The organism is Corallococcus exercitus (assembly GCF_042231735.1).
GTDB lineage: Bacteria > Myxococcota > Myxococcia > Myxococcales > Myxococcaceae > Corallococcus > Corallococcus exercitus_B.
Window position 1 is genome coordinate 6,811,033 of the sequence record NZ_CP102577.1, and the last position, 22,022, is coordinate 6,833,054.

At 69.4% G+C, this 22,022-nt stretch carries 22 protein-coding genes; 8 read left to right on the forward strand and 14 right to left on the reverse strand.

The genetic code is table 11. The annotated features are described in order from the left end of the window. Positions 1-23 precede the first annotated feature (23 nt). Positions 24-455 carry a hypothetical protein gene (locus NR792_RS27210; RefSeq protein ID WP_375755611.1) on the forward strand — a complete coding sequence of 144 codons (432 nt, stop codon included), beginning with the start codon at positions 24-26 and terminating at the stop codon, positions 453-455. Between the two features lie 21 nt (positions 456-476). On the opposite strand, the gene NR792_RS27215 is transcribed toward NR792_RS27210, so the two are convergent. Beyond that, entirely contained in the window at positions 477-1,463 is a 987-nt protein-coding gene (locus NR792_RS27215) for an aldo/keto reductase (RefSeq protein WP_375755612.1), read from the reverse strand. A 289-nt stretch (positions 1,464-1,752) separates the two neighbouring features. On the opposite strand from NR792_RS27215, the gene sppA reads away from it, so the two are divergent. After that, complete coding sequence (gene sppA, locus NR792_RS27220) at positions 1,753-3,549, forward strand: signal peptide peptidase SppA (RefSeq protein WP_375755613.1); 1,797 nt, start codon at positions 1,753-1,755, stop codon at positions 3,547-3,549. A gap of 6 nt (positions 3,550-3,555) precedes the next feature. Here sppA and NR792_RS27225 read toward each other — a convergent pair whose 3' ends face one another. Then, positions 3,556-4,119 (reverse strand): cysteine dioxygenase family protein, encoded by a 564-nt coding sequence (locus NR792_RS27225; RefSeq protein WP_375755614.1) that lies wholly within the window; start codon positions 4,117-4,119, stop codon positions 3,556-3,558. Between the two features lie 325 nt (positions 4,120-4,444). Here NR792_RS27225 and NR792_RS27230 point away from each other — a divergent pair, with 325 nt between their 5' ends. Beyond that, complete coding sequence (locus NR792_RS27230) at positions 4,445-5,452, forward strand: hypothetical protein (RefSeq protein WP_375755615.1); 1,008 nt, start codon at positions 4,445-4,447, stop codon at positions 5,450-5,452. A 15-nt stretch (positions 5,453-5,467) separates the two neighbouring features. Here NR792_RS27230 and NR792_RS27235 read toward each other — a convergent pair whose 3' ends face one another. From NR792_RS27235 to NR792_RS27285, 11 genes are all read right to left on the reverse strand, one after another. Beyond that, the gene (locus NR792_RS27235; RefSeq protein WP_375755616.1) at positions 5,468-6,076 is read right to left on the reverse strand and encodes a Uma2 family endonuclease; all 609 of its coding nucleotides are present in this window, start codon (positions 6,074-6,076) and stop codon (positions 5,468-5,470) included. A gap of 76 nt (positions 6,077-6,152) precedes the next feature. Continuing rightward, entirely contained in the window at positions 6,153-7,580 is a 1,428-nt protein-coding gene (locus tag NR792_RS27240) for a tRNA modification GTPase (RefSeq protein ID WP_375755617.1), read from the reverse strand. 49 nt (positions 7,581-7,629) lie between these two features. Then, positions 7,630-8,811 carry a hypothetical protein gene (locus NR792_RS27245; protein WP_375755618.1) on the reverse strand — a complete coding sequence of 394 codons (1,182 nt, stop codon included), beginning with the start codon at positions 8,809-8,811 and terminating at the stop codon, positions 7,630-7,632. Between the two features lie 270 nt (positions 8,812-9,081). After that, entirely contained in the window at positions 9,082-9,309 is a 228-nt protein-coding gene (locus NR792_RS27250) for a hypothetical protein (protein WP_375755619.1), read from the reverse strand. A gap of 59 nt (positions 9,310-9,368) precedes the next feature. Continuing rightward, positions 9,369-10,166, reverse strand: a complete 798-nt coding sequence (locus tag NR792_RS27255; RefSeq protein WP_375755620.1) for a hypothetical protein — start codon at positions 10,164-10,166, stop codon at positions 9,369-9,371. Then, positions 10,163-11,983 carry a membrane protein insertase YidC gene (gene yidC, locus NR792_RS27260; protein WP_375755621.1) on the reverse strand — a complete coding sequence of 607 codons (1,821 nt, stop codon included), beginning with the start codon at positions 11,981-11,983 and terminating at the stop codon, positions 10,163-10,165. Before yidC ends, NR792_RS27255 begins: the two co-directional genes overlap by 4 nt. A 52-nt stretch (positions 11,984-12,035) precedes the next feature. Continuing rightward, positions 12,036-12,254 carry a membrane protein insertion efficiency factor YidD gene (yidD, locus tag NR792_RS27265; RefSeq protein WP_120526631.1) on the reverse strand — a complete coding sequence of 73 codons (219 nt, stop codon included), beginning with the start codon at positions 12,252-12,254 and terminating at the stop codon, positions 12,036-12,038. Further along, positions 12,251-12,670, reverse strand: a complete 420-nt coding sequence (rnpA, locus tag NR792_RS27270; protein ID WP_207053737.1) for a ribonuclease P protein component — start codon at positions 12,668-12,670, stop codon at positions 12,251-12,253. Before rnpA ends, yidD begins: the two co-directional genes overlap by 4 nt. Positions 12,671-12,685: 15 nt before the next feature. Continuing rightward, entirely contained in the window at positions 12,686-12,838 is a 153-nt protein-coding gene (rpmH, locus tag NR792_RS27275; protein WP_120526629.1) for a 50S ribosomal protein L34, read from the reverse strand. 225 nt (positions 12,839-13,063) lie between these two features. Continuing rightward, positions 13,064-14,776: a serine/threonine protein kinase gene (locus tag NR792_RS27280; protein WP_375755622.1), complete on the reverse strand. Its 1,713-nt coding sequence runs from the start codon at positions 14,774-14,776 to the stop codon at positions 13,064-13,066. Beyond that, the gene (locus NR792_RS27285; protein ID WP_375755623.1) at positions 14,773-15,690 is read right to left on the reverse strand and encodes a DUF2381 family protein; all 918 of its coding nucleotides are present in this window, start codon (positions 15,688-15,690) and stop codon (positions 14,773-14,775) included. Before NR792_RS27285 ends, NR792_RS27280 begins: the two co-directional genes overlap by 4 nt. Positions 15,691-16,200: 510 nt before the next feature. On the opposite strand from NR792_RS27285, the gene NR792_RS27290 reads away from it, so the two are divergent. Both NR792_RS27290 and dnaA read left to right on the forward strand, forming a co-directional pair. Next, positions 16,201-17,043, forward strand: coding sequence for a protein-glutamine glutaminase family protein (locus tag NR792_RS27290; protein ID WP_375755624.1), 843 nt, complete (start codon positions 16,201-16,203; stop codon positions 17,041-17,043). Positions 17,044-17,479: 436 nt separating this feature from the next. Further along, complete coding sequence (gene dnaA / locus NR792_RS27295; protein ID WP_375755625.1) at positions 17,480-18,835, forward strand: chromosomal replication initiator protein DnaA; 1,356 nt, start codon at positions 17,480-17,482, stop codon at positions 18,833-18,835. Between the two features lie 5 nt (positions 18,836-18,840). Here dnaA and NR792_RS27300 read toward each other — a convergent pair whose 3' ends face one another. Then, a complete protein-coding gene (locus NR792_RS27300; RefSeq protein ID WP_375755626.1) occupies positions 18,841-19,281 on the reverse strand; it encodes a CBS domain-containing protein in 441 nt (146 codons plus the stop codon). Between the two features lie 185 nt (positions 19,282-19,466). Here NR792_RS27300 and NR792_RS27305 point away from each other — a divergent pair, with 185 nt between their 5' ends. The 3 genes from NR792_RS27305 to NR792_RS27315 all read left to right on the forward strand — a co-directional run bounded on the left by NR792_RS27305 (position 19,467) and on the right by NR792_RS27315 (position 22,013). Continuing rightward, positions 19,467-20,258 carry a hypothetical protein gene (locus NR792_RS27305; protein ID WP_375755627.1) on the forward strand — a complete coding sequence of 264 codons (792 nt, stop codon included), beginning with the start codon at positions 19,467-19,469 and terminating at the stop codon, positions 20,256-20,258. 155 nt (positions 20,259-20,413) lie between these two features. Next, a complete protein-coding gene (locus NR792_RS27310; protein WP_375755628.1) occupies positions 20,414-21,229 on the forward strand; it encodes a hypothetical protein in 816 nt (271 codons plus the stop codon). A 10-nt stretch (positions 21,230-21,239) separates the two neighbouring features. Then, a complete protein-coding gene (locus NR792_RS27315) occupies positions 21,240-22,013 on the forward strand; it encodes a hypothetical protein (RefSeq protein WP_375755629.1) in 774 nt (257 codons plus the stop codon). The last annotated feature ends 9 nt before the right edge of the window (positions 22,014-22,022 follow it).

A 22,022-nucleotide genomic window follows, 5' to 3' on the forward strand; every position in this document is an offset into this window, starting at 1 on the left:
AGCCCATCATCAGGAGGGACGGATTGGCGACGGCGACGGGCGGGGATGTGATGGTGCGGATGCTGCAGGAGTTCCGCGAGCTGCAGGAGGAGTCGAAGGAGCAGTTCGCGCGGACGGAGCGGGCGCTGAGGACGGTCCACATGAAGTGCCGGGTCCTCTTCCGGAAGGCCCAACGCATGTCGGATCGGGTGCATGGCTTCTCGGAACAGGTCAGCGCCTTCGCGCAACAGGTCCGTGCCTTCGATGAAGAGCTGAATGAGTTCCGTGACAACCTCGGTGAACTCACCACGCACGTCTCGACCCTGACGCAAGAAGTGTACGGGATCAAAACCGCGCAGACGTGGATGTTCGGCCAGATGGGCCGCATGGTGCATCACCTCGCGGATGCGCAGACTTCTGACCGCAAACGCATCGACGTCCTGGAAGAGCGCATGGACGACCCCGGGGAGAACTGAGCCCTCCATGCACTCTCGCGCTCAGGCGTAGATGCCCCCCGGCGCCATCGCGGAGCCGGACCCCAGCGCCTCCTCCACCTCGCGGACCTCCTCGGACGTCAGCCGGAAGTCCCCCGCCTGGATGAAGCCATCCACCTGCTTCGCGCTGCGCGCCCCGACGATGGCGGCGGTGACGGACGGCTCTCGCAGCGTCCAGGCAATGGCCGCCTCCGCGGGGGAGCGCCCGTGCCGCGCCGCCACCTCGCGCAGACGCTCCACCAGCATCAGGTGATGCGACAGCTTCGGCTCCTGGAAGTCCGCGCTGCGGCGGCGCCAGTCGTCCTCCGGCATCGCCTGGATGCGCTCGCGTGTCATCGCTCCGGTCAGCAGGCCGGAGGCCATGGGTGAATACACAATCACCCCGATTCCCTGCGTCTGGCAGTAGGGCAGCACGTCGTCCTCAATGCCCCGGTGGATGAGCGAGTACTGCGGCTGCAACGACGTCACCGGCGCGATGCGCCGCACCCGCTCCAGCTGCGAGACATTGAAGTTGGACACCCCCAGCCAGCGCACCTTGCCCTGCCGTTGCAGCTCCGCCAGCGCCGTCCACCCCTCCTCGATCTCCGCTCCGGACTCCACCGGCCAGTGCACCTGATACAAATCAATGGCATCCACCTTCAGCCGGCGCAGGGACGCCTCGCACTCCTCGCGCACCGAGTCCGCCGTGAGCCTGCGGCTGACATGGCCCTCGTCATCCCAGACCATGCCGCACTTGGTGAAGACATACGGACGCTGGCCCCGGCCCTTCAGCGCCTGGGCCACGACCTCCTCGGAGTGCCCCAACCCATACACCGCCGCCGTGTCGATCCAGTTGATGCCTGAATCCAGCGCGCGGTGGATGGCCTCGATGGACTGCGCATCCTCCTGCGCGCCCCAGGCGAACGCCCAGCCGCCCCCGCCAATGGCCCACGCGCCGAACCCCAGCGCGGTGAGGTCCATGTCGGAATTGCCCAACCGTCGCTTCTGCATCCCATGCCTCCCGGGGGCCGGAAGAAGAAGGGCGCGGGCGCCCGCCTGCTGTTCGCGGGCCCGCGCTCGGGCGCCCCTGTTCCTGGAAGGACGGTGTGCACCGCGGCGGCGCTCGCGCTGGCCCGGGTGCCGGCCCGCCCCCAGGCCACCGGGACGGGCGGGCCCTGGCTCCCCGTCCGCCGCCCGTCACTGAATCGCACGCAAGCGTCGTCGGGCGCGCGCGTTGATGGTAGGCCGCCTGAAGGTCGGGGACCGTCCCTCGGGCACGTCACATCAGGAGTCGTTCCGGATGAAACGCTTCTTCATTGGCGCGCTGGCCTTCATCGGAGCGCTGTCCATCCTCTTCGTGGTGGGTGTGGTGGGGTTGTTGATGCTCGCGGCGTCGAGCAAGCCTGGCGTGCCGTCCAACCTGGTGCTGGAGCTGGACCTGCAGCAGCCGCTGCCGGAGTACACGCTGGACACGTCCCTGGCGGGCGCCTTCGGCGAGGAGCCCACGTCGCTGCGGGACGTGGTGGAGGGGCTGGAGAAGGGACGCACGGACCCCCGGGTGAAGTCGCTGGTGGTGCGGATTGGACAGCCCGGCAGCGCCGCGCAGGTGCAGGAGCTGCGGGACGCGGTGAAGGCCTTCCGCGCGGCGGGCAAGCGGGCGGTGGCGTACGCGGACGGCTTCGGCGAAGCGGGCAACGGCACCGGCGCCTACTACCTGGCGACCGCCTTCGACGCCGTCTACATCCAGCCCTCCGGTGACGTGGGGCTCACCGGCCTGGTGATGGAGACGCCCTTCGCGCGCGACGCCTTCGCGAAGTTCGGCGTGAAGCCGGAGTTCAGCAAGCGCGCCGAGTACAAGAACGCCGTCAACACCTTCACCGACGAGTCCTACGGCGCCCCCCAGCGCGAGGCCACGGAGGCCTATGGCCGCAGCCTCTTCAGCCAGGTGGTGAAGGGCGTGGCGGAGGGCCGCAAGCTGTCCGAGGACGAGGTGCGCGCCCTCATCGACCGCGCGCCCTTCATGGGCCAGGCGGCCGTGGACGCGAAGCTGGTGGACGGGCTGCGCTACCGCGATGAGATCCACGACGAGCTCAAGAAGGAGGCCGGCGAGGGCGCGCAGCTGCTCTACGTGGACAAGTACCTGGAGCGCGCGGGCCGGCCGAACCAGACGGGCCCCACCATCGCGCTCATCTACGGCGTGGGCGAGGTGCTGCGCGGCAAGAGCCAGTCCAACCCGCTCTCCGGCGGACAGGTGATGGGCGGCGACACCGTGGCCGCGGCCTTCCGCAAGGCGGTGGAGGACCCGTCCGTGAAGGCCATCCTCTTCCGCGTGGACAGCCCGGGCGGCAGCTACTCCGCCAGCGACACCGTCCGCCGCGAGGTGCAGCGCGCGCGCGAGGCGGGCAAGCCCGTCATCGTCACCATGGGCACGTACGCGGCCAGCGGCGGCTACTTCGTGGCCATGGCCGGGGATAAAATCGTCGCGCAGCCGGGCACGCTGACGGGGAGCATCGGCGTGTACAACGGCAAGTTCGTCACGTCGGAGCTGTGGGCGAAATTGGGCGTGAACTTCGACACCATCGCCTTCGGGAAGAACGCCACCTTCGCCAGCTCCGACCAGGAGTTCACCCCCGAGCAGCGCGCGCAGCTGGAGTCCGAGCTGGACACCATCTACCTGGACTTCACCAGCCGCGCCGCCCAGGCCCGGAACATGCCGCTGGAGAAGCTCCAGTCGGTCGCCAAGGGGCGCGTGTGGACGGGCGAGGACGCGCTGGAGCGCGGGCTGGTGGACGCGCTCGGTGGCTACCCGAAGGCGCTGGAGCTGGCGAAGGAGGCCGCGAAGCTGGAGAAGGACGCGCCGGTCCGCATCGTCGTCTTCCCGCGCCCCCGGCCCACCGGGCAGGTGCTGTCGGAGCTGCTGGGCAAGCACGACGCGGACAACAGCGATGACGAGGCCGCCGGGAGCCAGGCGGTCCTGTCGTCCCAGATGCTGGAGCAGGTGCGGGCCGTGTACCGCGTGGGCGCGAAGCTGGGCCTCACGGGGCAGGGCGCGGAGGGGCGCATGCTGTACGCGCCCGTGCCGGAAGTGCGCTGGTAGCCCACGTCAGACGTGCAGGGGCAGGGGAGTGCGGCCTTCCGTGGGCCGCACCGGCCTGCCGAAGATGCTGTGGTAGCGCAGCGAGTGCGACGCGCAGCGGTGACGGCGCGGATCGAACACGAGGCACTGGGCCACCGGGCCGGCGTAGACGTGCAGCGTGATGCCCGGGACGTTGCCGGCGATGCTCACGCGGTGGATGGAGGCGCGCGGATCGCGGAAGTCCACGTGCCCGGCGCCCACCGGGCCCACCCGCGTCGGGGCTCCCAGCCGCGCCAGGCCAGGCTCCGTCCCGCCCTCCAGCAGCGGGTAGTTCTCCAGGAGGAACTCGCCGCGCTGGATGCTGAACCAGCACTCCTGCCCGTCATGGTCGTGGATGGGAGAGGCCGTGCCCGGCGACCAGCAGTTGACGATGATCTCCATGCCTTCGTCCCGGTGGACGAGGTTGCGCGTGTAGCGGCCCGGCAGGAAGTGCAGGTAGGGCCGCAGGCTGGACGGCTCCAGCTGGAGCCCCGCCATCTCCGCGCCCACCCCCGCGAGCCCCCCGGGGGCAGCGCGGCGCGCGCGGAGCATCCGCACGAACTCTCTCAGGCACGCATCAGCCATGCTTACAGGCTAGGAACGTCTCCGACATCCGGCCACCCTCGGGTCTTCCGGTGAACGTCCGCTTTGTCGTCCCCCCCTCAAGGTTTGGGGCGGGGTTCGTTGAAGAACGGTGAAACCTCGGGAAGACGTGGCCGAACGGCGCCTTCTGGGTCCGAGCAGGCAACCGGCACCTACCTGCACCTCTTCCTCTTTGGTTTCGCTGTAATTTTGCACCCTCCTGGCATAGAGGGGAGGGCGTGATGGGCAGGTCGTCCCGGCCGAAGCACGGAGGGGGGCCGGAGGAGAGCGTGCGATGAAGAAGCGTCTGGGGGACATCCTGCTCGCGCGGGGTGTGGTGGATGCGTTGCAGTTGCAGTCCGCGCTGGCGTACCAGCGCAAGTGGGGCGTGGCGCTGGGGCAGGTGGTGGTGGACCAGCGCTTCTGCACCGCGGAGGCGGTGCTGTCCGCCCTGGCGGCCCAGTCCGGCGTGGAGGCGGTGGACCTGGACGCCCAGCCGCTGGACCCGTCGCTCGCGAGGCTGATTCCGTGCAAGGTGGCGGAGGCGCACCGGGTGGTGCCGCTGCGGCTGGAAGGGCAGGGGCTCCGGGAGGTGCTGGTGGTGGCCCTGGCCGCGCCGGCGAGCCTGGCGACGCTGGACGTGGTGAAGAGCGTGTCCGGCAAGGCGCGGGTGGTGCCGCTGCTGGCCACGGACGCGGCGCTGGGGCGGGCCATCGGGCGGCTGTACCGGGGCGAGCCCGCGACGCCGCAGCGCCGTCCCGGGATGGAGGGCTTCTCCCTGCCGGAGTGGGACGAGTCACTGCCGCTGGTGGTGGGGCAGTCCCTGGCGGAGCTGACGGACATGCCGGCACCGGAGCCCGTACGGGAGCCCGTGCGGGACGCGGGTTTGCCCATGCTGGCGCCCCTGGAGCCCGCGTGGGCACCGATGCCGGCCCCGGCACCGCGCGTGACGGTGCGCGAGCAGGTGCTGGTGTACGGCTGGGGCGCGGACGCGGCGGCCGGCCTGGTGCAGGTGCTGGGCGGGGCGGGCTTCACGGTGAAGGTGGCGAGCACGGGCGACGTGTGCACCGCGAACGAGACGCAGGTGGTGGTGGCGCCGCTGCCCGCGATGGAGGTGCTGGCGCAGCGGCTGCGCGCGCAGGTGCTGGTGGCGGGCAAGGCGCCGGAGCGGGACCTGCCGCGCGCGCAGGCGGTGCATGCGCGGGGCTTCGTGGCGGCGCCGGTGGATCCGGATCTGCTGCTGCGCGCCGTGCGGCGGCTGTCGCGCGCCTCCGAGGAAGCGCGCCTCAAGCGCGCGAGCTGATTCCCCCGGCGGAGGTCAGGGCAGAGCGACGAGCCGGGGCAGCTCCTCCGCCGCGTCCGGGAGCCACAGCGAGCCCAGCTCCAGGGGGACGGAAGGGAAGGGCTCGGCGCGCACCAGGGCGTCGTCCTCGTGGCTCGCGGTGAGGAGCCAGCCGCGCTTGAGGCGCTGGTAGACCTCCAGCGTGCGCGCCACGGGGTCCACCAGCCAGACATGGGACACGCCGGCCCGCGCGTACAGGGGCAGCTTGCGGGCCCGGTCCAGCGCGGTGGTGGCGGGGGTGAGGACCTCGCAGACCCAGTCCGGCACCAGGGTGAAGAAGGCGGCGCCGGGCTCCGGCGGGGCGGCCACGCGCTCACGGCGCCAGCCGGCCAGGTCGGGCACGAGGACGTCCTCGCCCAGGTGCAGCTCCGGCGCGCGCAGGAAGCACCAGCGGCCGTTGCCGCCGCGGCGCGGGTCCAGCCGCTCTCCCAGCTCCACGCCCATCATGAAGGCCGCGCGTGCGGGCGCCACGGAGAGGCGGGGCGAGGCCACCAGCTCGCCATCGAGGATTTCCCCCACCCAGCCCGACGGCAGCGCCGAGAGCAGGGAGTGGGAGGTGGGTTGAAGCTGCTGGAGTGCCGTCATGAATCCTCGGGGAGCGCCGGTGAACGCGAGGCATTCTAGGGAGGGGTCTGACATGCGGACCGCCTCCCGCTGGGCACTACTTCCCGATGCAGAAACGCTGGAAAAGGGTGTCCAGGAGGGCATCGGACACGCTCGTTCCAGACACTTCCCCCAGGGCCTCCAGCGCGAGTCCGACCTCGCCGGAGAGGACCTCCAGGGTGGACACGCGGGAGGCCTCTTCCGCGCGGCCCAGTGCCTCGGCGGTGCGACGCAGGGCGTCCGCGTGCCGCTCGGAGACGAGGGCCACCGCGGAGGGAGTGCCACCGCCCCACAGCCGCGCGAGCACGGAGGTCCGGAGCGCGTCCACGCCTTCGCCCGTGAGGCCGCTGACGCGCGGCGGGGCAGGGGAGGGCGGCGCGGTCCTCCCGTCAGACGCCGCATCGCCGTGCGGCGGGGGCACGGGGCGGGCCGCGTTCACGCTGTCGTTCTCGAAGCCGTGTTCCTTCAGCGCCCCGGTCAGGACGTCGCACTTGCCGGTGACGACGAGCACGGGCGTGTCACCGGCCTCGCGCGTCCATGACGCGGCCTCGTTCCGCGACGTCTCCGGCGGCAGCACGAGCACCGCCAGGTCCACGGCCGCGAGCAGCTCCTTCGTGCGCGCGATGCCCAGGGCCTCCACGCGGCCGGGGGCCTCGCGCAGGCCGGCGGTGTCGTAGAGCGTGACGCCCAGGCCGTCCCACTCGACGCGGGCCTCCAGGGCATCGCGGGTGGTGCCGGGCTCGTCGTCCACCAGCGCGCGGGCCTCGCCCACCAGCCGGTTGAACAGCGTGGACTTGCCCGCGTTCACCGGACCGTACAGCGCCACGCGCGCGCCCTGACGCACCAGCCGCCCACGTCCCACCTCCGCGCGCAGCGCCTCCGCGACGGAGCGCAGCGCGGCGACCCGTGAGCCGGCCTCCGCGTCCGCGCCCTCCGCCTCGTCGGGGAAGTTGAGGACCCCTTCCAGGTCCGCGTGAAGCTCACGCAGCGGCGTCTCCAGCGCGCGGATCCGCTCGGACAGGGCGCCGGACAGCCCGGCCGCGGCGGCGCGCACGGCCGCCTCCGAGTCCGCGGCCACCAGGTCCGCCACCGCCTCCGCGCGGGTCAGGTCGATGCGGCCGTGGAGGAACGCGCGCCGGGTGAACTCACCAGGAAGCGCCGGACGCACGCGCTCGTCCTCCAGCACCCGCGCGAGCAGCAGCCGCAACAGGCGCGGGCTGCCATGCGCGTGCAGCTCCACCACGTCCTCGCCGGTGAAGGACCGGGGCGCCTGGAAGTAGAGGAACAGGCCCTCGTCCAGCACCGCCCCGGCCGCGTCCACGAACGACGTCAGGTACGCATGGCGCGGAGTCGGGGACGCGGGAACCCCGGGCGCGAGCCCACGCCCCACCTCCAGCGCGGCCGGCCCGGACAGCCGGAGGATGCCCACCGCCCCCGCGGCGGGCGCGGTGGCGAGGGCAACGATGGTGGCGGACTCAGGCGTCATGGCAAGGCAGGGGCGGGGGCCGGAGGGCGGCCCCCCACCCGATGAAAGCTCAGGTGCAGTCGCCGGCCAGCGCCCGGGTGTCATCCGACGTCATGACACAGCCAGGAAGCGCCTGGGGCTCCGCGGTGAGTCCTCCGGAGAGCGTCGACTGGGACATCCGCACCCAGGTGTTGGCCGTCACGAAGACGTTCTGCTCGAAGAGCGAATGGCTGACCCGCACGGCGGACTCCAGCTGGGAGGAGGGCGCATCCACGACCATGCTGCGCGAGGACCCCTTCGCACGGACGTACCGGACCTTCGCACCCGGGCTGAGCACCGTCACGCCCACGCCGTTCTCCGTTCCCTCGCCGGAGACATCCGACTGGGCAAGGAGCATGGGACCCGCGGCATACACGCCGTGGCCGCGCGGCCCCCCGCTCGCGGTCGCCGTGACACGCCACGCTTCGACGGCGCCGCCTTCGGCCAGCAGCCCGAACACGTCTCCGCTCCCCGGCGCTCCCCGGCCCTCGAGCAGGCTGTCCGTCACCTTCAGGGTGCATCTGCTCAGGTACATCCCGCTGACCTGCCCCGTCGAGGAGTTCCCCAGTGCCCGCACCCGGACGAGCCCGTCCGCGGGCAGGCCATCCACGTCCTGGTACAGCACGCCATGGGTGAGATTCTGGCCATTGCGCGCCTCGGCCACGACGTCGCTCACCACGAAACCACTGCTCTGATTGAAGAGCGCGACGGCTTGAAAGCCCCCGCCGGTGTTGCCGACGAAGAGGTCTCGCAGGCCCGCGCCGTTGGCGCCCAGCACGGTGCCCCCATCCGCGGTGGAGGAGACGACGCGGGACACCTGGGTCCCACTGCCCACGAGGAACACGCCCCGCTTCAGCATGAGTCCCGTGGCGCCCAGGTCATACGTCCCCGCCCCGAGCTTCAGCACCCAGGTCTCCGAACCATTCGAGGGCACGGCGTCCACCGCCGCCCGCAGCGCGGCGCCGGACTCCAGCGCGGTGGCGCCCAGCGGAACCAGGCGGATCCGCGCGGTCGCGAGCACGTCCGCGGCGGAGGGCCCCGTTTCACCCTTCGGGCCGGTGTCGCCCTTCTCGCCCGGTTCACCCTTCGCGCCGGTGTCGCCCTTCTCGCCCGGCTCACCCTTCGCGCCCGGTTCCCCCTTCGCGCCGGTATCGCCCTTCGGACCGGTCTCACCCGTCAGGCCCTGGAGCCCTTGTGGCCCGGTCTCACCCACGGGCCCCTGGCTTCCCTGAGCGCCTTGCGGCCCGGTCTCACCCACGGGCCCCTGGATCCCTTGTGGCCCCTGAGGGCCCTGCTCACCCTGGGCCCCCGAGGAACCCATCTCGCCCGCCTTGCAGGCGGACACGAACAACACCAATGGCAACAGCGCACGACGCACGGACGGAATACCCAAGGATGCAGCCCCCTCTTGATTGGAGGCTCGCATTCTCACCTCGGAGGCGCCCGCGGCTGCAACCTCGCGGCGTACCGGGTCCCTTCACTCCTAGCGGACGCCCTGCGGCGGCGTGGATCCGCGCGCGGCGCGCTCCACGTCGTCGCGGTGCTCCTCGATGTACTTCTCCACCTCGGCGTCGTCGACCTCCAGGTCGCGCAACACGCCCGGGTAGACGAAGCGGAAGGCCGGGGACTCTTCATCCCCACGCAGGCGGAAGCTCATCTTCAGCACCGCCGCGCCGTACAGCTTGTCTTTCAGTCCCTTCGACTTACCCATTCGCTCCTCGTCCCAGGCGCCCGCCGGCGGCTCCGAGCAGGCCCCTCGAGGGCACCCACTCAGGCGTCGACGTCGTCCTCGTCGTCGTCCGGCAGCAGGCTCCGCTTGGGCATCGGGGCAGGCTTCGCCGGGGTGAACACCACGCGTCGGTTGCGGCCTTCACCTTCCGCCGCCACCTTCACTCCACCCACTCCTTCTACTGCCTTCAGGACGCGCGCGCGGTCCTCAGTCTTCATCGCGGCGAATGCATAGAAGCGCCCCAGGCTGGCGGACTTCTCCGCGAGCTTGCGGACGGCCTCCCGGAACACCGGATCCTCTTCGACCTGCAGCGAGCGCTCGTCCGCCTCCGTGCCCTTCGCGGCCGCCTGCGCCTGCGCGGGCTTCGCGGTCTGCTGCGCCGGCTGCCCACCCCGGGCGTTGCGCTGCTGCGGCTGCGCGGCCGGAGCAGGCGCCGCGGCCCGGGCCGGCTGCTGCGCGGGCGTGGAAGCCGCCACCTGTGCCACGGACGCGGCCGGAGCGGAGGCGGGGGCCTGCGCCTGCTGCGGTGCCTCACGGCGCGGCCGGGGCTCCGGGTGCGCGCCCGCGCCCAGCATCACCCAGCGGCGCTCCACGCCAGGGCGGTGGAGCATCTTGTTGAGCAGGAACTGGAGCGAATCCAGCACCTGGCTGCGCTTGCCCGGCTCCACGCCCGGAGGCGCGCCGGACTCGAAGTGGAGCGCCACGGACAGGCTGCCGTCGGTGGCGTCCTGCAGGTCCAGCCGCGCCGGGAACCCCATCAGCCCGAGGATGTCCGTGAGCAGCTTCTCCACCCGGGGGCGGAAGTCCCCGCCGCCCGCCACGCCCTGTGTCCCGCTCACTTGCGTTTGCCTCCCCCGGCGGCCACGACCGCCGGCGTCCCGCCGCCCGTCTGGTTCTTGTTGCGGTCCAGCCACTTGCGCAGGCCCCACTGCTGGCCGATGGAGAGCACGTTGTTCGTGAAGATGTAGAGCGACAGGCCCGCCGGGTACTGCAGCAGCGTGAACGTGAAGATGATGGGCATGACCCAGGTCATGATCCGCGCCTGCGCCGCGTCCATCATCTGCGGCTGCATCTTCTGCGTGATGATCATCGACACGCCCAGCGCCAGCGGCAGGATGTACGTCGGGTCCTTGTAGGTGAGGTCGCGCCAGATGGGGCCGAAGAAGGGCTCGCCGTAGATTTCGAAGCTGTTGCGCAGCGACGTGAACAGGGCGATCCACACCGGCATCTGGATGAGCAGCGGCAGACAGCCGCCCAGGGGGTTCACCTTCGCCTCCTGGTACAGCTTCATGATCTCCATGTTCTGGCGCTCTTTGTCGTCCGCGAACTTCTTGCGGATCTCATCCATCTTCGGCTGCAGCACCTTCACCGCCTCCATGCTGACCATGGAGCGGTAGGTGAGCGGCAACAGCGCCAGCTTCACCACCACGGTGAGCAGGATGATGGCGACGCCCCAGTTCCCCACGATGCCGTGGAAGAACTTCATGACGGCGAGCAGCAGCTTGCAGACCACCGCCCAGATGCCGAAGTCGACCGTGTCCTCCAGCATCGGGTGGAACGCCGTGGCGTTCAGGCCGGCCACGCCGCGCAGCTCCGGACCGGGCACCAGGCGCAGCAGGTCCGGATCCTTGGGCCCCAGGTAGCCGCCGAAGCGGAACGTGGCCACCTGGCCGGGCTCCACCTTGAGCGGGAAGCCCGCGGACACCTCGCGCGCGGTGGGCGTGGCGGTCAGCGTGCAGTGGCCGTTGAGCGCGCCGTCCAGCGGGTAGAGCGCGGACAGGAAGTACTGCTGGTTGATGCCGAAGAAGGAGATGGGGCCGCGCGTCTCCTCGGGCGGCTTGTCGCCCGGGGACAGGTTGTGGAGCTCCTCACCCACCTGGCACGAGGCGCGGCTCAGGTTGCCCACGCCGCCGAAGAAGGACGGCGCGTGCTCGAACTCCGGGTTGATGGCGCGGCTGTAGTGCAGCTTGAGCTCGCCCGTCTGCGGCTGGGCGGAGGTGTTGCGCACCTGGAGGGTGTAGGTGAACTCGAAGCCGTCGCGCGGCCACAGCACCGTCTTCGTCACCTCCCACGGGCCCTGGCGGCCGGTGAACGCGACGCTGCCGCCGTTGTCGGTGGGGCCCTCCTGCACGGCGTAGCGGGTGTTCGCCGCCAGCGGCGCGCCGCCTTCAATCGTCACCGCGAGCGGCAGGGGCTGGCCGGCCACCGGGTGCGCCACGTTCATCTGCGGCGGCGGGGGGATGTCCTTGCCGAAGAGCTTCTCGAAGCCCTCCTTGACGGTGAGCGACTGCTGCTCGCGCATCTTCGTGCCCTGGAGCACGGCGGAGGTGAGGCCGGCGCCCTCGGAGGAGAAGGTGTACTTCACCTCCGGCCGGGCGAAGTCCACGGTGCGCGCGGGAGGCGGCGGCGCCTCCGCGTGGGTGCCCGCGTCCTCGCCGCCCGCGCCCGGCGGGGGCACGGCGGCCATGCCCGGGGTGCCCGCGTCCAGCGTGGCGGCGACCTCGACCCCGCCGTCCGTGCCTTGCGCGCCCGGCAGCGGCTCCTTGGGGGCGAAGAAGAAGGTGTAGGCGGCGGTCGCCGCGAAGGAGAGGGCGAGCGCCAGGAGCAGCCGCTTCTGCGAATCGTTGGACTGGGGCGACAGCGGGTCGTTCGTCATGGATTTCCCTGTGCCGGCGGCGGACGGCCGGAGGGCGGGCGGAAGCAAACCGTCAGGGGACGGGATCGAATCCACCGGGGTGGAATGGCTGGCAGCGCAGCAGGCGCCAGACGGTGAGGGCGCTGCCCTTCACCCCGCCGTGCTTCTCCAGCGCCTGCATGGCGTAGGTGGAGCACGAGGGGTGGAACCGGCACGCCTTCGGCAGCAGCGGCCCCAGGAACCGCCGGTAGAAGCGGATGGGCAGGGCGATGACGAAGGCGAGTGGACTCATGGGGCGGGCTCTTTAGGGGGCACGCGAGGTGCCGGAAAGAGCCGTTGCAGCTTACGGGTGACGCCGTCGAACGCACGGGAAACTTGCGCGAAGGAGGCTTCCTTCGCCGAGGAGCGGACGACCAGGACTACGTCGAGACCGGGGGGCCATTGCCCGCGCTGCTTGCGGAACAGCTCGCGAAGCAGTCTGCGAAGGCGAGCGCGCACCACCGCGTTGCCCACCTTGCTGCTGACGGTGAGCCCTACGCGGGAGTGCGCCCGGGAGTTGCGTTGAACGAGGGCCAGGAGGCAGTCGGACGGAATCTTCTGACCGCCCTCCTGGACCTCCAGGAACTCACGCCGCTGGAGCAGGCGAAGGGCCTTGGGGAAGCGCTCGTCGGTTGCCTGAGGCACCCGCGGCGCCGCTCCCTCGGCCATCGTCCGTGCGTCCAGTTACTTCTTGAACGACGACACCACCAGGCGCTTACGGCCCTTGGCCCGGCGGCGCTTGAGGACATCCCGGCCGCCCTTGGTGGCATTCCGCTTACGGAACCCGTGGGCGCGGTTGCGCCGGATCTTCGACGGCTGGTACGTGCGCTTGGACACAACGACTCCTGAGAGCTGAAGGCAGCGCCTGGACCATCCGGCGCGACCCGTACATTGGAAAGGGGGCGTCCGTAACCCTATTTCCTGGACAAGTCAATCAAGGATCACCAGCGCCGACCGTGCAGCCCTGCGCCGGGTGGACCGGGCGATCATGTAGGAAAAGGGGGGACGGGGCAAGGAACGGCGAGTCTTGGCCACTGTGAGCCAGGCCTCATGCGGACGTGCTCAGGGCCAGCCCCAGACGGCGTCCGCCGGGAGTTCCCGGGGAAGGACGGCGGAGCCAGTCTTGGATCCCGGCTGCTTCGGGACACGGCCATCAGGCCCCCCCAGCACGATGCAGACGGGATAGCTGCTCCCATCCGGAAGCCGGGCTTCGGTGTAACGGACGATGGCGGCCTCCTTGCCCTGATCGTAGACACCTGGGTCCGCCCACAAGCGTCCGTAGAGCAATGTGCCGTCGGGCAGCGCCGGATCCGTCCAGGCGTAGGCAACGATGCGCCCAACGACGGGGCCCTCCTGATACGTGCCGAGTTGGCTCTGGTCGCCCGGCTGGTTGATGTCGACGACGGCATTGAGTTCCTTGCGGATCTTGAGGCGCTGGAACATGGCCTGCGTTGAAGCCTCGGGGCAGAGCACGCCGCTGTCGGGCCGCATGGGCACGCTCGGGCAGGCAAGCCCGGCCGTGGCGCACACCAACGCGGCAACGTGCCGGGACAAGGGAAGGTGCCGGAGGGCGGAAACGGTGGAGGGAGGCACGAACGAGCTTCCTTTCTCGAATGGGGGCGCGAGCATGCTGAGCGCGAGCCACAGGGCCAGAAAAACCGCCAGCGCGCTACATAGCGCCCATGCCACTGCGCGCCCCCGGCTCCACCCTGGAGGCGGAACCGCTGGCCTGGACTGAGCATCGTCTTGCGGCGCGTCTTCGGCGGCGGCGATCGGAGCCTTGGAGTGCTCCGCATCTCTCTGGACCGACGTCTCCGAGGTGCCCACCTCCTCTGGTAACGGCGGCTCCAGGGAGGACTGCCACTCCGGCTTCTTCTTCTCCTTCGCTGCGTCCCAGAGGGCCTGCAGGAGGGCTTCGGTGCCGGCATACCTGTCCTCGGGGCGCTTCGCGAGCAGACGCAAAGCAATGTCACCCAGCACTCGCGGAACCCTCGGGTTGAGGACGTGGGGGGGCGAGGGAGCCTTCGTCGCGATGGCGAGGACGAGCTTGTCGTAGGGCAGCTGCGGGTCGAAGGCGTAGCCATCCGTGAGTGCCTCGTAGAGCAGTGCTCCCAAGGCATAGAGGTCTCCTGCAGGGCCAGGCTCGAAGGCGGCACCCTCCTTCCAGGAGCCTTCGGACAGGAAGGCCAGGGACTCTGGAGGAAGGAGGTGGGGCGAGGTTGGGGGCACACCTACCGTCAAGGTGGCCATGCCCGGTTGCCGGGCCACGCCGAAATCGATGAGCACCGGCTGCCCATCCTGCTTGCGGATGAGGATGTTGGACCCCTTCAAATCCCGGTGCCACAGCTGGCGCCGATGCAACTTGCCGACGAGCCTCACCACCTCGGTGAAGACGTCGAGCAGTCGCGCGGCGGTGGGCTTCACTCGCCAACACCACTCAGTGAAGGTCTCCCCTTCCACGTAGTCCGTCACGAAATAGAGGTAGCCGGAGGGGCCCAACCAGTGGTCCAGCGCATGGACCTTCAGCCCCGTGTCGTAGGCCATGTGGATGGCGGCCTCGCGCGAGACACGGCCATCCGCGTTTTCTTCCTCACGCTCATGCTGGCCTGCGGGTCGCAGAGCCACCTTCAGCGTGAAGGGCTGTCCGGGATGTTCCTCGCGCTCCACCTTGAAGAGGCGGCCGCCACCGCCTCCTCCCAGAAGTTCGAGGATTCGCCAGGGGCCTACCTGGTTGCCGGGCGCAAGATGGTCGGGATGCAGGGGCAACATCGTCATGGACCGGTCCTCCTCAACTGTTGGCTCGCCTGCAGCCACACGCCGCTGATGCGCAGGGTCCGGCCGCTGGTTGGATCCGACAACTCGAGTCGTAGCTCTTCTGAATGCTGCTCCGAGGGTGCTCCGATTTCCACGAGCACCAGGCCCGCTTCACCTGGTCCGAGTTGAGCCTTCTCCATGCGCACGGACTTCACCGGGACCGACTGGCCGCGCATGGTGACGAGGCGAACACCTCCAGCGCTCCAAGCTCGTTGTCCCCCGGCGTTGAGTACCCAAAGCGCGACGACTGCCCAGATGCGGGTCCTGTAAACAACGCCGCTCTTCAGTTTGAGCCCATTCGCGTTATCCGGAGGAGCGGTCGTGTCCAACCGCATGACGCTGATAGAGGGGTCCAGGAGTCCGGAGAGGATGAGCCCCGATGGACCGCCGTCACCGCACCTGCCTTGAAGCGCGGACAGTTGAGCCTGCACCTGGGCCAGTTCCTGTTGGAGCGCCTCCGCGCTGCGTGCGCGGCGAAGGACCTCGACCGCGGCGTCCACCTGATCGCTGGCGGGGACGAGTACGAAGATGACCTCCTGCGGCGCAGCCCCATCCGCGAAGCGGACGGTGAGCAGGAGCCGCTCGTCATCGGACAGGTCCACCTTGGGCTTGAAGGTGACGGTGCGCTCCTCCACGACGAAGCGCTCGAAGTGGGTGTCTCGGCCCTGCACGACGACGCTCCTGGGGAGGAGCGGCGAGTCGAAGGTGAGGGTGGTGAGCGTCCCCTTCGCCACCTGGACGGAGGCATCCACCGGACTCGAAAGCAGGGAGAGAGCACGCTGCCGGAGTTGCCGGGCAGAAGGGGAGGGCTGGGCAACTGCAGCGCCTGCTATCAGCAACACCAGAAGCGAGAGCCGACATGGAAAGTAGGGCACGTCCGGAAGGACCTCCAGGGTTCCACCCTAGCAGGGTCGTCCTGCGGATCCCTTTTCGGCGCGACTGCCGGCTCTTCGCCACCCTGAACAACTTGACCGGCTCCACCTCGAAGCCTTTGGCGATCCGCGCGAGGGTCGTGAGGGTGAGCTTGACCTCCTCTCCCTCTACGCGGGTAGACGCGCACCGTCACGCCGCTCCGATGCGCAACCTCCTCCTGGGTCCATTCCATCTGATGGCATAGACGACGTACACCAGCTGTCAGCCATCTCTGGAGGTCCGATACACAGGGGCTCGCACTGCGCCGCCTTCGCGGGGCGGCGTTTTCCTTGGGCCGGGCGCCGCACCATCATTGAGCCGTAGCACAGGCATCCGCACGTCCCCAGGCAACCAAGGCCAGCACACGACCAGCGATTGGAGAGGAGTGGGCACGGGATATGGCGCGGCCTACTTCCTCAAGGCCCTTTCTCCCGTCTAGGATTGGTCGCGCCGGAGTAACAGGGGGAGTAGAAATGCGGCCTTTGATGGTTCTTGCCTGCGCTGCGGGCATTGTTTCGCTGATGGCATCGGCAGAGGCTCAAGAGGCCTTTCCAATTTATCAGCCAATTGAAGAATTCGGCACCTACGGCCCGCAGAATGCGTCATCCGCGCCTGCTTTGACCCACGCGGAGACGATGCAATTCGAGCAGGCAGTGAGCGCGATGGAGCAGTTCCCACCTTATCTCTACAGTGGCTGCCACGACCGGGCGCATGCGGCGTACATGATGCTTCCAGAGTCCTTGAGGCTCAAAACCAAGAAGATATGGGTGGTGGGTCCTTCTCGCTATACAGCCGCGATCCAGGGCACCATTGGTCTACGAGCCACTGACTCCGCCAGTCAGAAGGTCGACTGGGGCTATCATGTTGCCCTCGCAGTTGAAACCCCGGTTGGGATGCGCTTGTTCGACCCTGCGCTCCAGCCCGGCGCGACTCTCACACGTGATGAATGGTTCGCGCTCATGAAGCTGCCGCGGATGTCGATTTGGACCATCACCACAGGCGAATTGTACCTATTCAACTATGCGACATTGAACATGGCTGCGAAAAACGGGACGGAGATCTGGAACGGAAACGCCAATTATTATCATTTGTACTCGCCGAAGGACCGGATCATCCCAGACAATCTGGCGCGAGATGCAGTGGGCGTCGACGCGCTCAGGGGCCTGACTTGTTCCGCCATCCAGTTGAGATTGGCTGATCCCCAGGAACTGTTGAACCTGCTGAATGGCGGCGTGGCCAATGTGCCCACCGACTGCGTGTCCTCTGTTCAGAAGTTCGAGGCCGAGAAGGCACGCTGGACCGCCAAACTGCACTGATCTCGCGCCAGAGCTGGCGGACAGCCTCCTCGGCCTCCGCTTCAGAATGAAGCCGTGGTGAGGGTGTCGCAGAGGAGCAGTTCCCTTGGCACGGGCACAGATAAGGTCAGTGGGTCCCGGGAGGATTGTACCGGCGCAGTGGGAAAGAGCATCGGGAAGGGGAGGCCCCCAGACCACCGCCATCCGTCCAACGCAGGACGTCCCGGCACCTACGGTGGATCCGTTCAGGTGGCCTCACCGCCCACCTCGCGCAACCCACCGGAACGGCTCGCGCCGGTGGCGGAAAAGCGGATCCACCGCGGGTGATCATCCCCACCCGGCAGGGCGTCCCGCTGATCCGTGCTACAGGCCGGTTCCTTGATCAGCCGGAGAGCGGGTGTTAGCACCGCCAGACGTCCGCGGGTTCCCTCCTTCCGCGCCGTTTCTGAGCCTCCAAGTGAACGCCCTCGCCCAAGCCCCTTCGCCTTCGCTGCCCAGTGCCGGCGTCATCTGGACCCGCACGCTGGAAGCCATCCGTCAGGAGGGGCTGCACTACGCCCTCACCTGGCTGGAGCGGATGCGCCCCATGGAGGTGCGCGAGAACGCCCTGGTCCTGGGCGTGCCGGACCGCTTCTTCCGCGACTGGGTGGATGACCACTACCGCTCCATGCTGGAGACGCACATCGCCCGGCTGGAGCCGTCCCTGGGCCGCGTCGCCTATGAGGTCGTCGTCGGACCTCCGCCGTCCTCGGACCTGCCGCCCACGCCCACCGTCAAGGTGAACTCGATGCGGCCCGCGCGGCTCAACCCGCGCTTCACCTTCGACACCTACGTGGTGGCGGACAGCAACCAGCTCCCCGCCGCCGCGGCGCAGGCCGTGGCCCACCGGCCGGGCCACAACTACAACCCGCTCTACATCTACGGCGGCACGGGCCTGGGCAAGACGCACCTGCTCCAGGCGGTGGGCAACCACATCTGGGAGAAGGACCCCACCCAGCGCATCGTCTACCTCTCCAGCGAGCAGTTCACGAACGAGTACGTGGAGAGCGTGCGCGAGCACCGCATGACGGACTTCCGCCGGAAGTTCCGTGAAGAGTGCGACGTGCTGCTCATCGACGACATCCAGTTCCTGGGCAAGCGCGAGGAGACGCAGAAGGAGTTCTTCTACACCTTCGAGACGCTCTTCGGCCTCAACAAGGCCATCGTGCTCACCAGCGACATGGTGCCCGCGGAGGTGCCCGGCATGGAGGACCGCCTGCGCAGCCGCTTCGCCATGGGCCTGATGGCCGACATCCGCGAGCCCACCTACGAGACGCGCGTCGCCATCCTCCAGAAGAAGGCCGAACAGGAAGGCCTCAACCTGCCGGACCCCGTGGCGCACTTCATCGCCAAGCACGTGCAGAAGAACGTGCGCGAATTGGAGGGGGCGCTCGTGAAGCTGTCCGCGATGCACAGCCTGACGCGCCAGCCGGTGACGGAGGAGTTCGCGTCCCAGGTGCTGCGCGACATCCTGCCCGCGCAGCGCACCGTGGACGTGGAGGCCATCCAGCGCGAGGTGGCCCGCTTCTACAAGGTCACCGTGGAGGCGCTGAAGGAGGACCGGCGCCACAAGGCGCTCGCGCACGCGCGCCAGGTGGCCATGTACCTCAGCCGGAAGCTGACGAAGAGCTCCTTTCCGGAGATCGCCTCGCGCTTCAACAAGGACCACTCCACCGTCATCTCCGCCGTGCGCAAGGTGGAGGGCCTGCGGGAGACGGACGCGGCCGTGCACCGCGACCTGTCGGAGCTGGAGACGAAGCTCGGCGGCATGTAGCCGCTTCAGTGCTGGGCCGGCTGCGACGGCGTGGACACCGCCCCGAGCGTCCTGCCGCTCTCCTGGTCCCCCAGCTCCTCCGCGATGTCCCCCAGGGCGAGGATGCCCACCAGCCGCTTGTTCCGGTTCAACACCAGGATGCGGCGGATCTGCGAGGCCCTCATCTTCTGGGCCGCCTGGGAGAGGTCGTCGTCGTCGTAGACGTACTCCACGCCCCGGGTCATCGCCTGGGCCACCTGGGTCCGCTCCGCGTCCAGGCCCTGGGCCACCGCGCGGATCACGATGTCCCGGTCCGTGACGATGCCCACCAGCTGGTCGCCGTCACACACGGGGATGGGGCCCACGTTCAGGGTGCGCATCTTCTCCGCGGCGACCCTCAAGGAATCAGACGAGCGGACGACCTCCACGTCCGACGTCATCACGTCACTCACTCGTTGTGTTGCCATGGCGTCTCTCCTGCCGGGGTTCCTCCTTCAGCGTGGACACCGCGCGGGCGGATGACAGGAACCGTGGACGGGAATGTCTGTCCATTCCCCCGGGTGCCGGGCATGCTGCGGCTTCACGGGCCCTTCGGGTCCGCGAGTCCGGAAACGCCTGGCCGGAAGCACTTCCCCCACGTCGCGCCGCTCCCATGCCTCCATTCCTGAAATCTCGCGCCTCCGGCCTCGCCGCCGCCGCGCTGTGTCTGTCCGCGTGCAGCGATGGACCGGACGTCTACGCGCTGCGGTTCAACCTCGACTCGAACCTCGTGCGCGCCTTGCGCGATCCCGCACCGGATCCTGAGTACCTCTTCGAGTCACCGGACGGCGTCACCTTCCATGTGGCCAGTGCCACCTCCACGCTGGTCGACCTCCGTCTGGAATTGCCGCCGGATGTCCGGTGCGCCGACTACGAGGGCACACTGTCCCCGTTGATGACCTGCGAGGACGCGGCGGAGGGGCAGCCGGGCCGGTTGACCGTGCCGGGCCCGCTGACGGTGGACTGGAAACTGGGGCTGACCCGCGAGGCCGCGGGGCTGCGCATTCCCCGGGGCGTCTATCCCCGCATCGAGGCCCGGTTGAAGCCGGGCACGCCGGACCGGCCCAGCTTCAGCGCCCGCTCGAGCTTCACCTGGCGGGGCCAGCCCCACGAGCTGGCGGTGGACTTCCAGTCCGACGCGGTCCTCCGCTTCGAGCCCCGGGGAGGGGAGGGCTCACTGGACTTCGCCTCCGCGGGGGATGGCTCCGTCCTGCTGGGCTGGCTGTTCGTGAACCGCTGGCTGGGTGAGACGCGCGTGGCGGCCTGCCTGGAGTCCGGCGACCTGACCCTCACGGGCAACACGCTGCGGCTGGAGACGGGCCGGGGCGTCTGCGAGGGCGCGGCGGACCGGATGCGCGCCGGCATCGAAGGCAGCGCCGCGATGGGGCTGTCCCCCCATCCGTGAAGAGCGCGTGAAGTGTCTCCCCATGGATGCCCGGGGCTGGAAAGGGCTGTTCCCTTCCTCGGGTCCTGGGGCATGCTGCGGCTTCGCGAGCCCTTCGGGGCTTGCGCATCGGGACGCCCGGCCGGAAGCGCTCCCCCTCACGCGTTGCTTCCGACATGCCCTCCATCCCCTGGTTGCGTGCTTCCGGCCTTGCTGTCGCCGTGCTGTGTCTGCCTGCTTGTGACGGCGATCCGGACACCGTCGAGCTGCGCTTCGGCATCTTCTCGGACACCCTAACCCGGCCGCGAACCGAGGAGTCCGCGCCCTCCCGCCGGACGGCGTTGGAAACGCCGCCGGCGTTGCCCACCTTCCGCTCGGATGACGGCCTCCTGTTCACGGTGGAGTCCGCCCACGCCACGCTGTTCGACGTGCGTCTGGAGTTGCCGTCCGGACGCGAGTGCTCGGACTACGAGGGGGTGCTGGCCCCGTTGATGACGTGCACCGACGCGGCGAAGGGACAGCCCGGGACGTTGAGCGTGCGGGAGCCCCTCGACGTGGACTGGATGGACGCCACCATCATCCCGGATTGGCCGCTGCGGATTCCCCGGGGCACCTATCGCCGCATCGACGCCCGCCTGGGACAGCACACCCCCGTGCTCGCCAGCTTCAGCCTGGAGGCGAGCTTCATCTGGGAGGACCAGCGCAACGTGCTGAAGCTGGCGTTCGCGTCCACCGCGCCCCTGCGCTTCGAGCCCCGGAGCCCCTTCGACATCGACGGAGCCTCGGACGACGCCTTCGTGGTGGGCGGCTTGGACCTGATCACCTGGCTCGACGGAGTCCCCGTGGCGGCCTGTCTGGCGTCCGGAGACCTGACCCTGGATGGCTCCACGCTGCGCCTGGAGTCCGGGAAGGGCGCGTGCGAAGGCGCCGCCGAGCGCGTGAAACACAACATCGAAAACAGCTCCAAGCTTTCCCTCGCTTCACCCCGGTGAGCCCATGTCCATGCCTTCCCGTTGGCTGTGTCTTTCTTTGACGACCCTGGCGCTGTCCGGCTGTGGTGATACCGGAACCCATACCCGGCTCATCTTCTCGCTGAACGCGGACCTGCTGAACGCGTCCTCAGGGGTGGCTCCGGCCTCCGGCGTCCGGGCCATGACGTCTCCGCCGTCGCCTCCCGACATCAAGTCCGGCGATGGCATGCGCTTCCAGATGCAGACCGCCCGCGTCCGGGTGTCCGACATCCGTCTGGAGTTGGCCGGGAGGCCCGGCTGCGAAAGCGTGCGCGAACAGCTTCCCGAGGGCACGGGGTGCGAGCAGTCCGGAGACTCCCCGACCACGCTCACGCTCGCGGGCCCGTTCGCCATCCACCTGCCCTCCGGAGAGCCCTACGAGGCCGTGATGGAGCTTCCTCCCGGCACCTACCGGCGGATCGACTTCGTGCTGGGGGCGGACGGCTTCACGGCCGAGACCCGCCACTTCGAGGAGTCCGTGTCCCAGAGCTGGAGCATGGACCTGACCCTGCCGGCAGGCACGGCCATGGGCATCGAGGCCGCCTCCGACCTCACGCTGAAGGAAGGCGGCTCCCTGCGCGTGATGTTCAACCAGGACGCCTGGCTGAAGGAGCTGCCGCTGGGGGCGTGCTTCCAGAACGGGGACCTGCCCCGGACCAACGCCGAGCTGAGCCTGGACAGCGCGAGCGGCCAGTGCCAGGGCGCGGGGGACCGGGCGCGCGACGCCATCCGCACCCAGCTCAAGCTGGAGACCCGCTCCTTCTGAGTGCCGTCC

What these genes read in the sequence shown, in the direction of transcription:
- NR792_RS27215 (WP_375755612.1), bottom strand. Translation starts at nt 1,463, where the DNA reads ATGCAGAAGCGACGGTTGGGCAATTCCGACATGGACCTCACCGCGCTG.
- sppA (WP_375755613.1), top strand. Translation starts at nt 1,753, where the DNA reads ATGAAACGCTTCTTCATTGGCGCGCTGGCCTTCATCGGAGCGCTGTCC.
- NR792_RS27225 (WP_375755614.1), bottom strand. Translation starts at nt 4,119, where the DNA reads ATGCTCCGCGCGCGCCGCGCTGCCCCCGGGGGGCTCGCGGGGGTGGGC.
- NR792_RS27230 (WP_375755615.1), top strand. Translation starts at nt 4,445, where the DNA reads ATGAAGAAGCGTCTGGGGGACATCCTGCTCGCGCGGGGTGTGGTGGAT.
- NR792_RS27235 (WP_375755616.1), bottom strand. Translation starts at nt 6,076, where the DNA reads ATGACGGCACTCCAGCAGCTTCAACCCACCTCCCACTCCCTGCTCTCG.
- NR792_RS27240 (WP_375755617.1), bottom strand. Translation starts at nt 7,580, where the DNA reads ATGACGCCTGAGTCCGCCACCATCGTTGCCCTCGCCACCGCGCCCGCC.
- NR792_RS27250 (WP_375755619.1), bottom strand. Translation starts at nt 9,309, where the DNA reads ATGGGTAAGTCGAAGGGACTGAAAGACAAGCTGTACGGCGCGGCGGTG.
- yidC (WP_375755621.1), bottom strand. Translation starts at nt 11,983, where the DNA reads ATGACGAACGACCCGCTGTCGCCCCAGTCCAACGATTCGCAGAAGCGG.
- yidD (WP_120526631.1), bottom strand. Translation starts at nt 12,254, where the DNA reads ATGAGTCCACTCGCCTTCGTCATCGCCCTGCCCATCCGCTTCTACCGG.
- rnpA (WP_207053737.1), bottom strand. Translation starts at nt 12,670, where the DNA reads ATGGCCGAGGGAGCGGCGCCGCGGGTGCCTCAGGCAACCGACGAGCGC.
- NR792_RS27280 (WP_375755622.1), bottom strand. Translation starts at nt 14,776, where the DNA reads ATGACGATGTTGCCCCTGCATCCCGACCATCTTGCGCCCGGCAACCAG.
- NR792_RS27290 (WP_375755624.1), top strand. Translation starts at nt 16,201, where the DNA reads ATGCGGCCTTTGATGGTTCTTGCCTGCGCTGCGGGCATTGTTTCGCTG.
- NR792_RS27300 (WP_375755626.1), bottom strand. Translation starts at nt 19,281, where the DNA reads ATGGCAACACAACGAGTGAGTGACGTGATGACGTCGGACGTGGAGGTC.
- NR792_RS27305 (WP_375755627.1), top strand. Translation starts at nt 19,467, where the DNA reads ATGCCTCCATTCCTGAAATCTCGCGCCTCCGGCCTCGCCGCCGCCGCG.
- NR792_RS27310 (WP_375755628.1), top strand. Translation starts at nt 20,414, where the DNA reads ATGCCCTCCATCCCCTGGTTGCGTGCTTCCGGCCTTGCTGTCGCCGTG.
- NR792_RS27315 (WP_375755629.1), top strand. Translation starts at nt 21,240, where the DNA reads ATGCCTTCCCGTTGGCTGTGTCTTTCTTTGACGACCCTGGCGCTGTCC.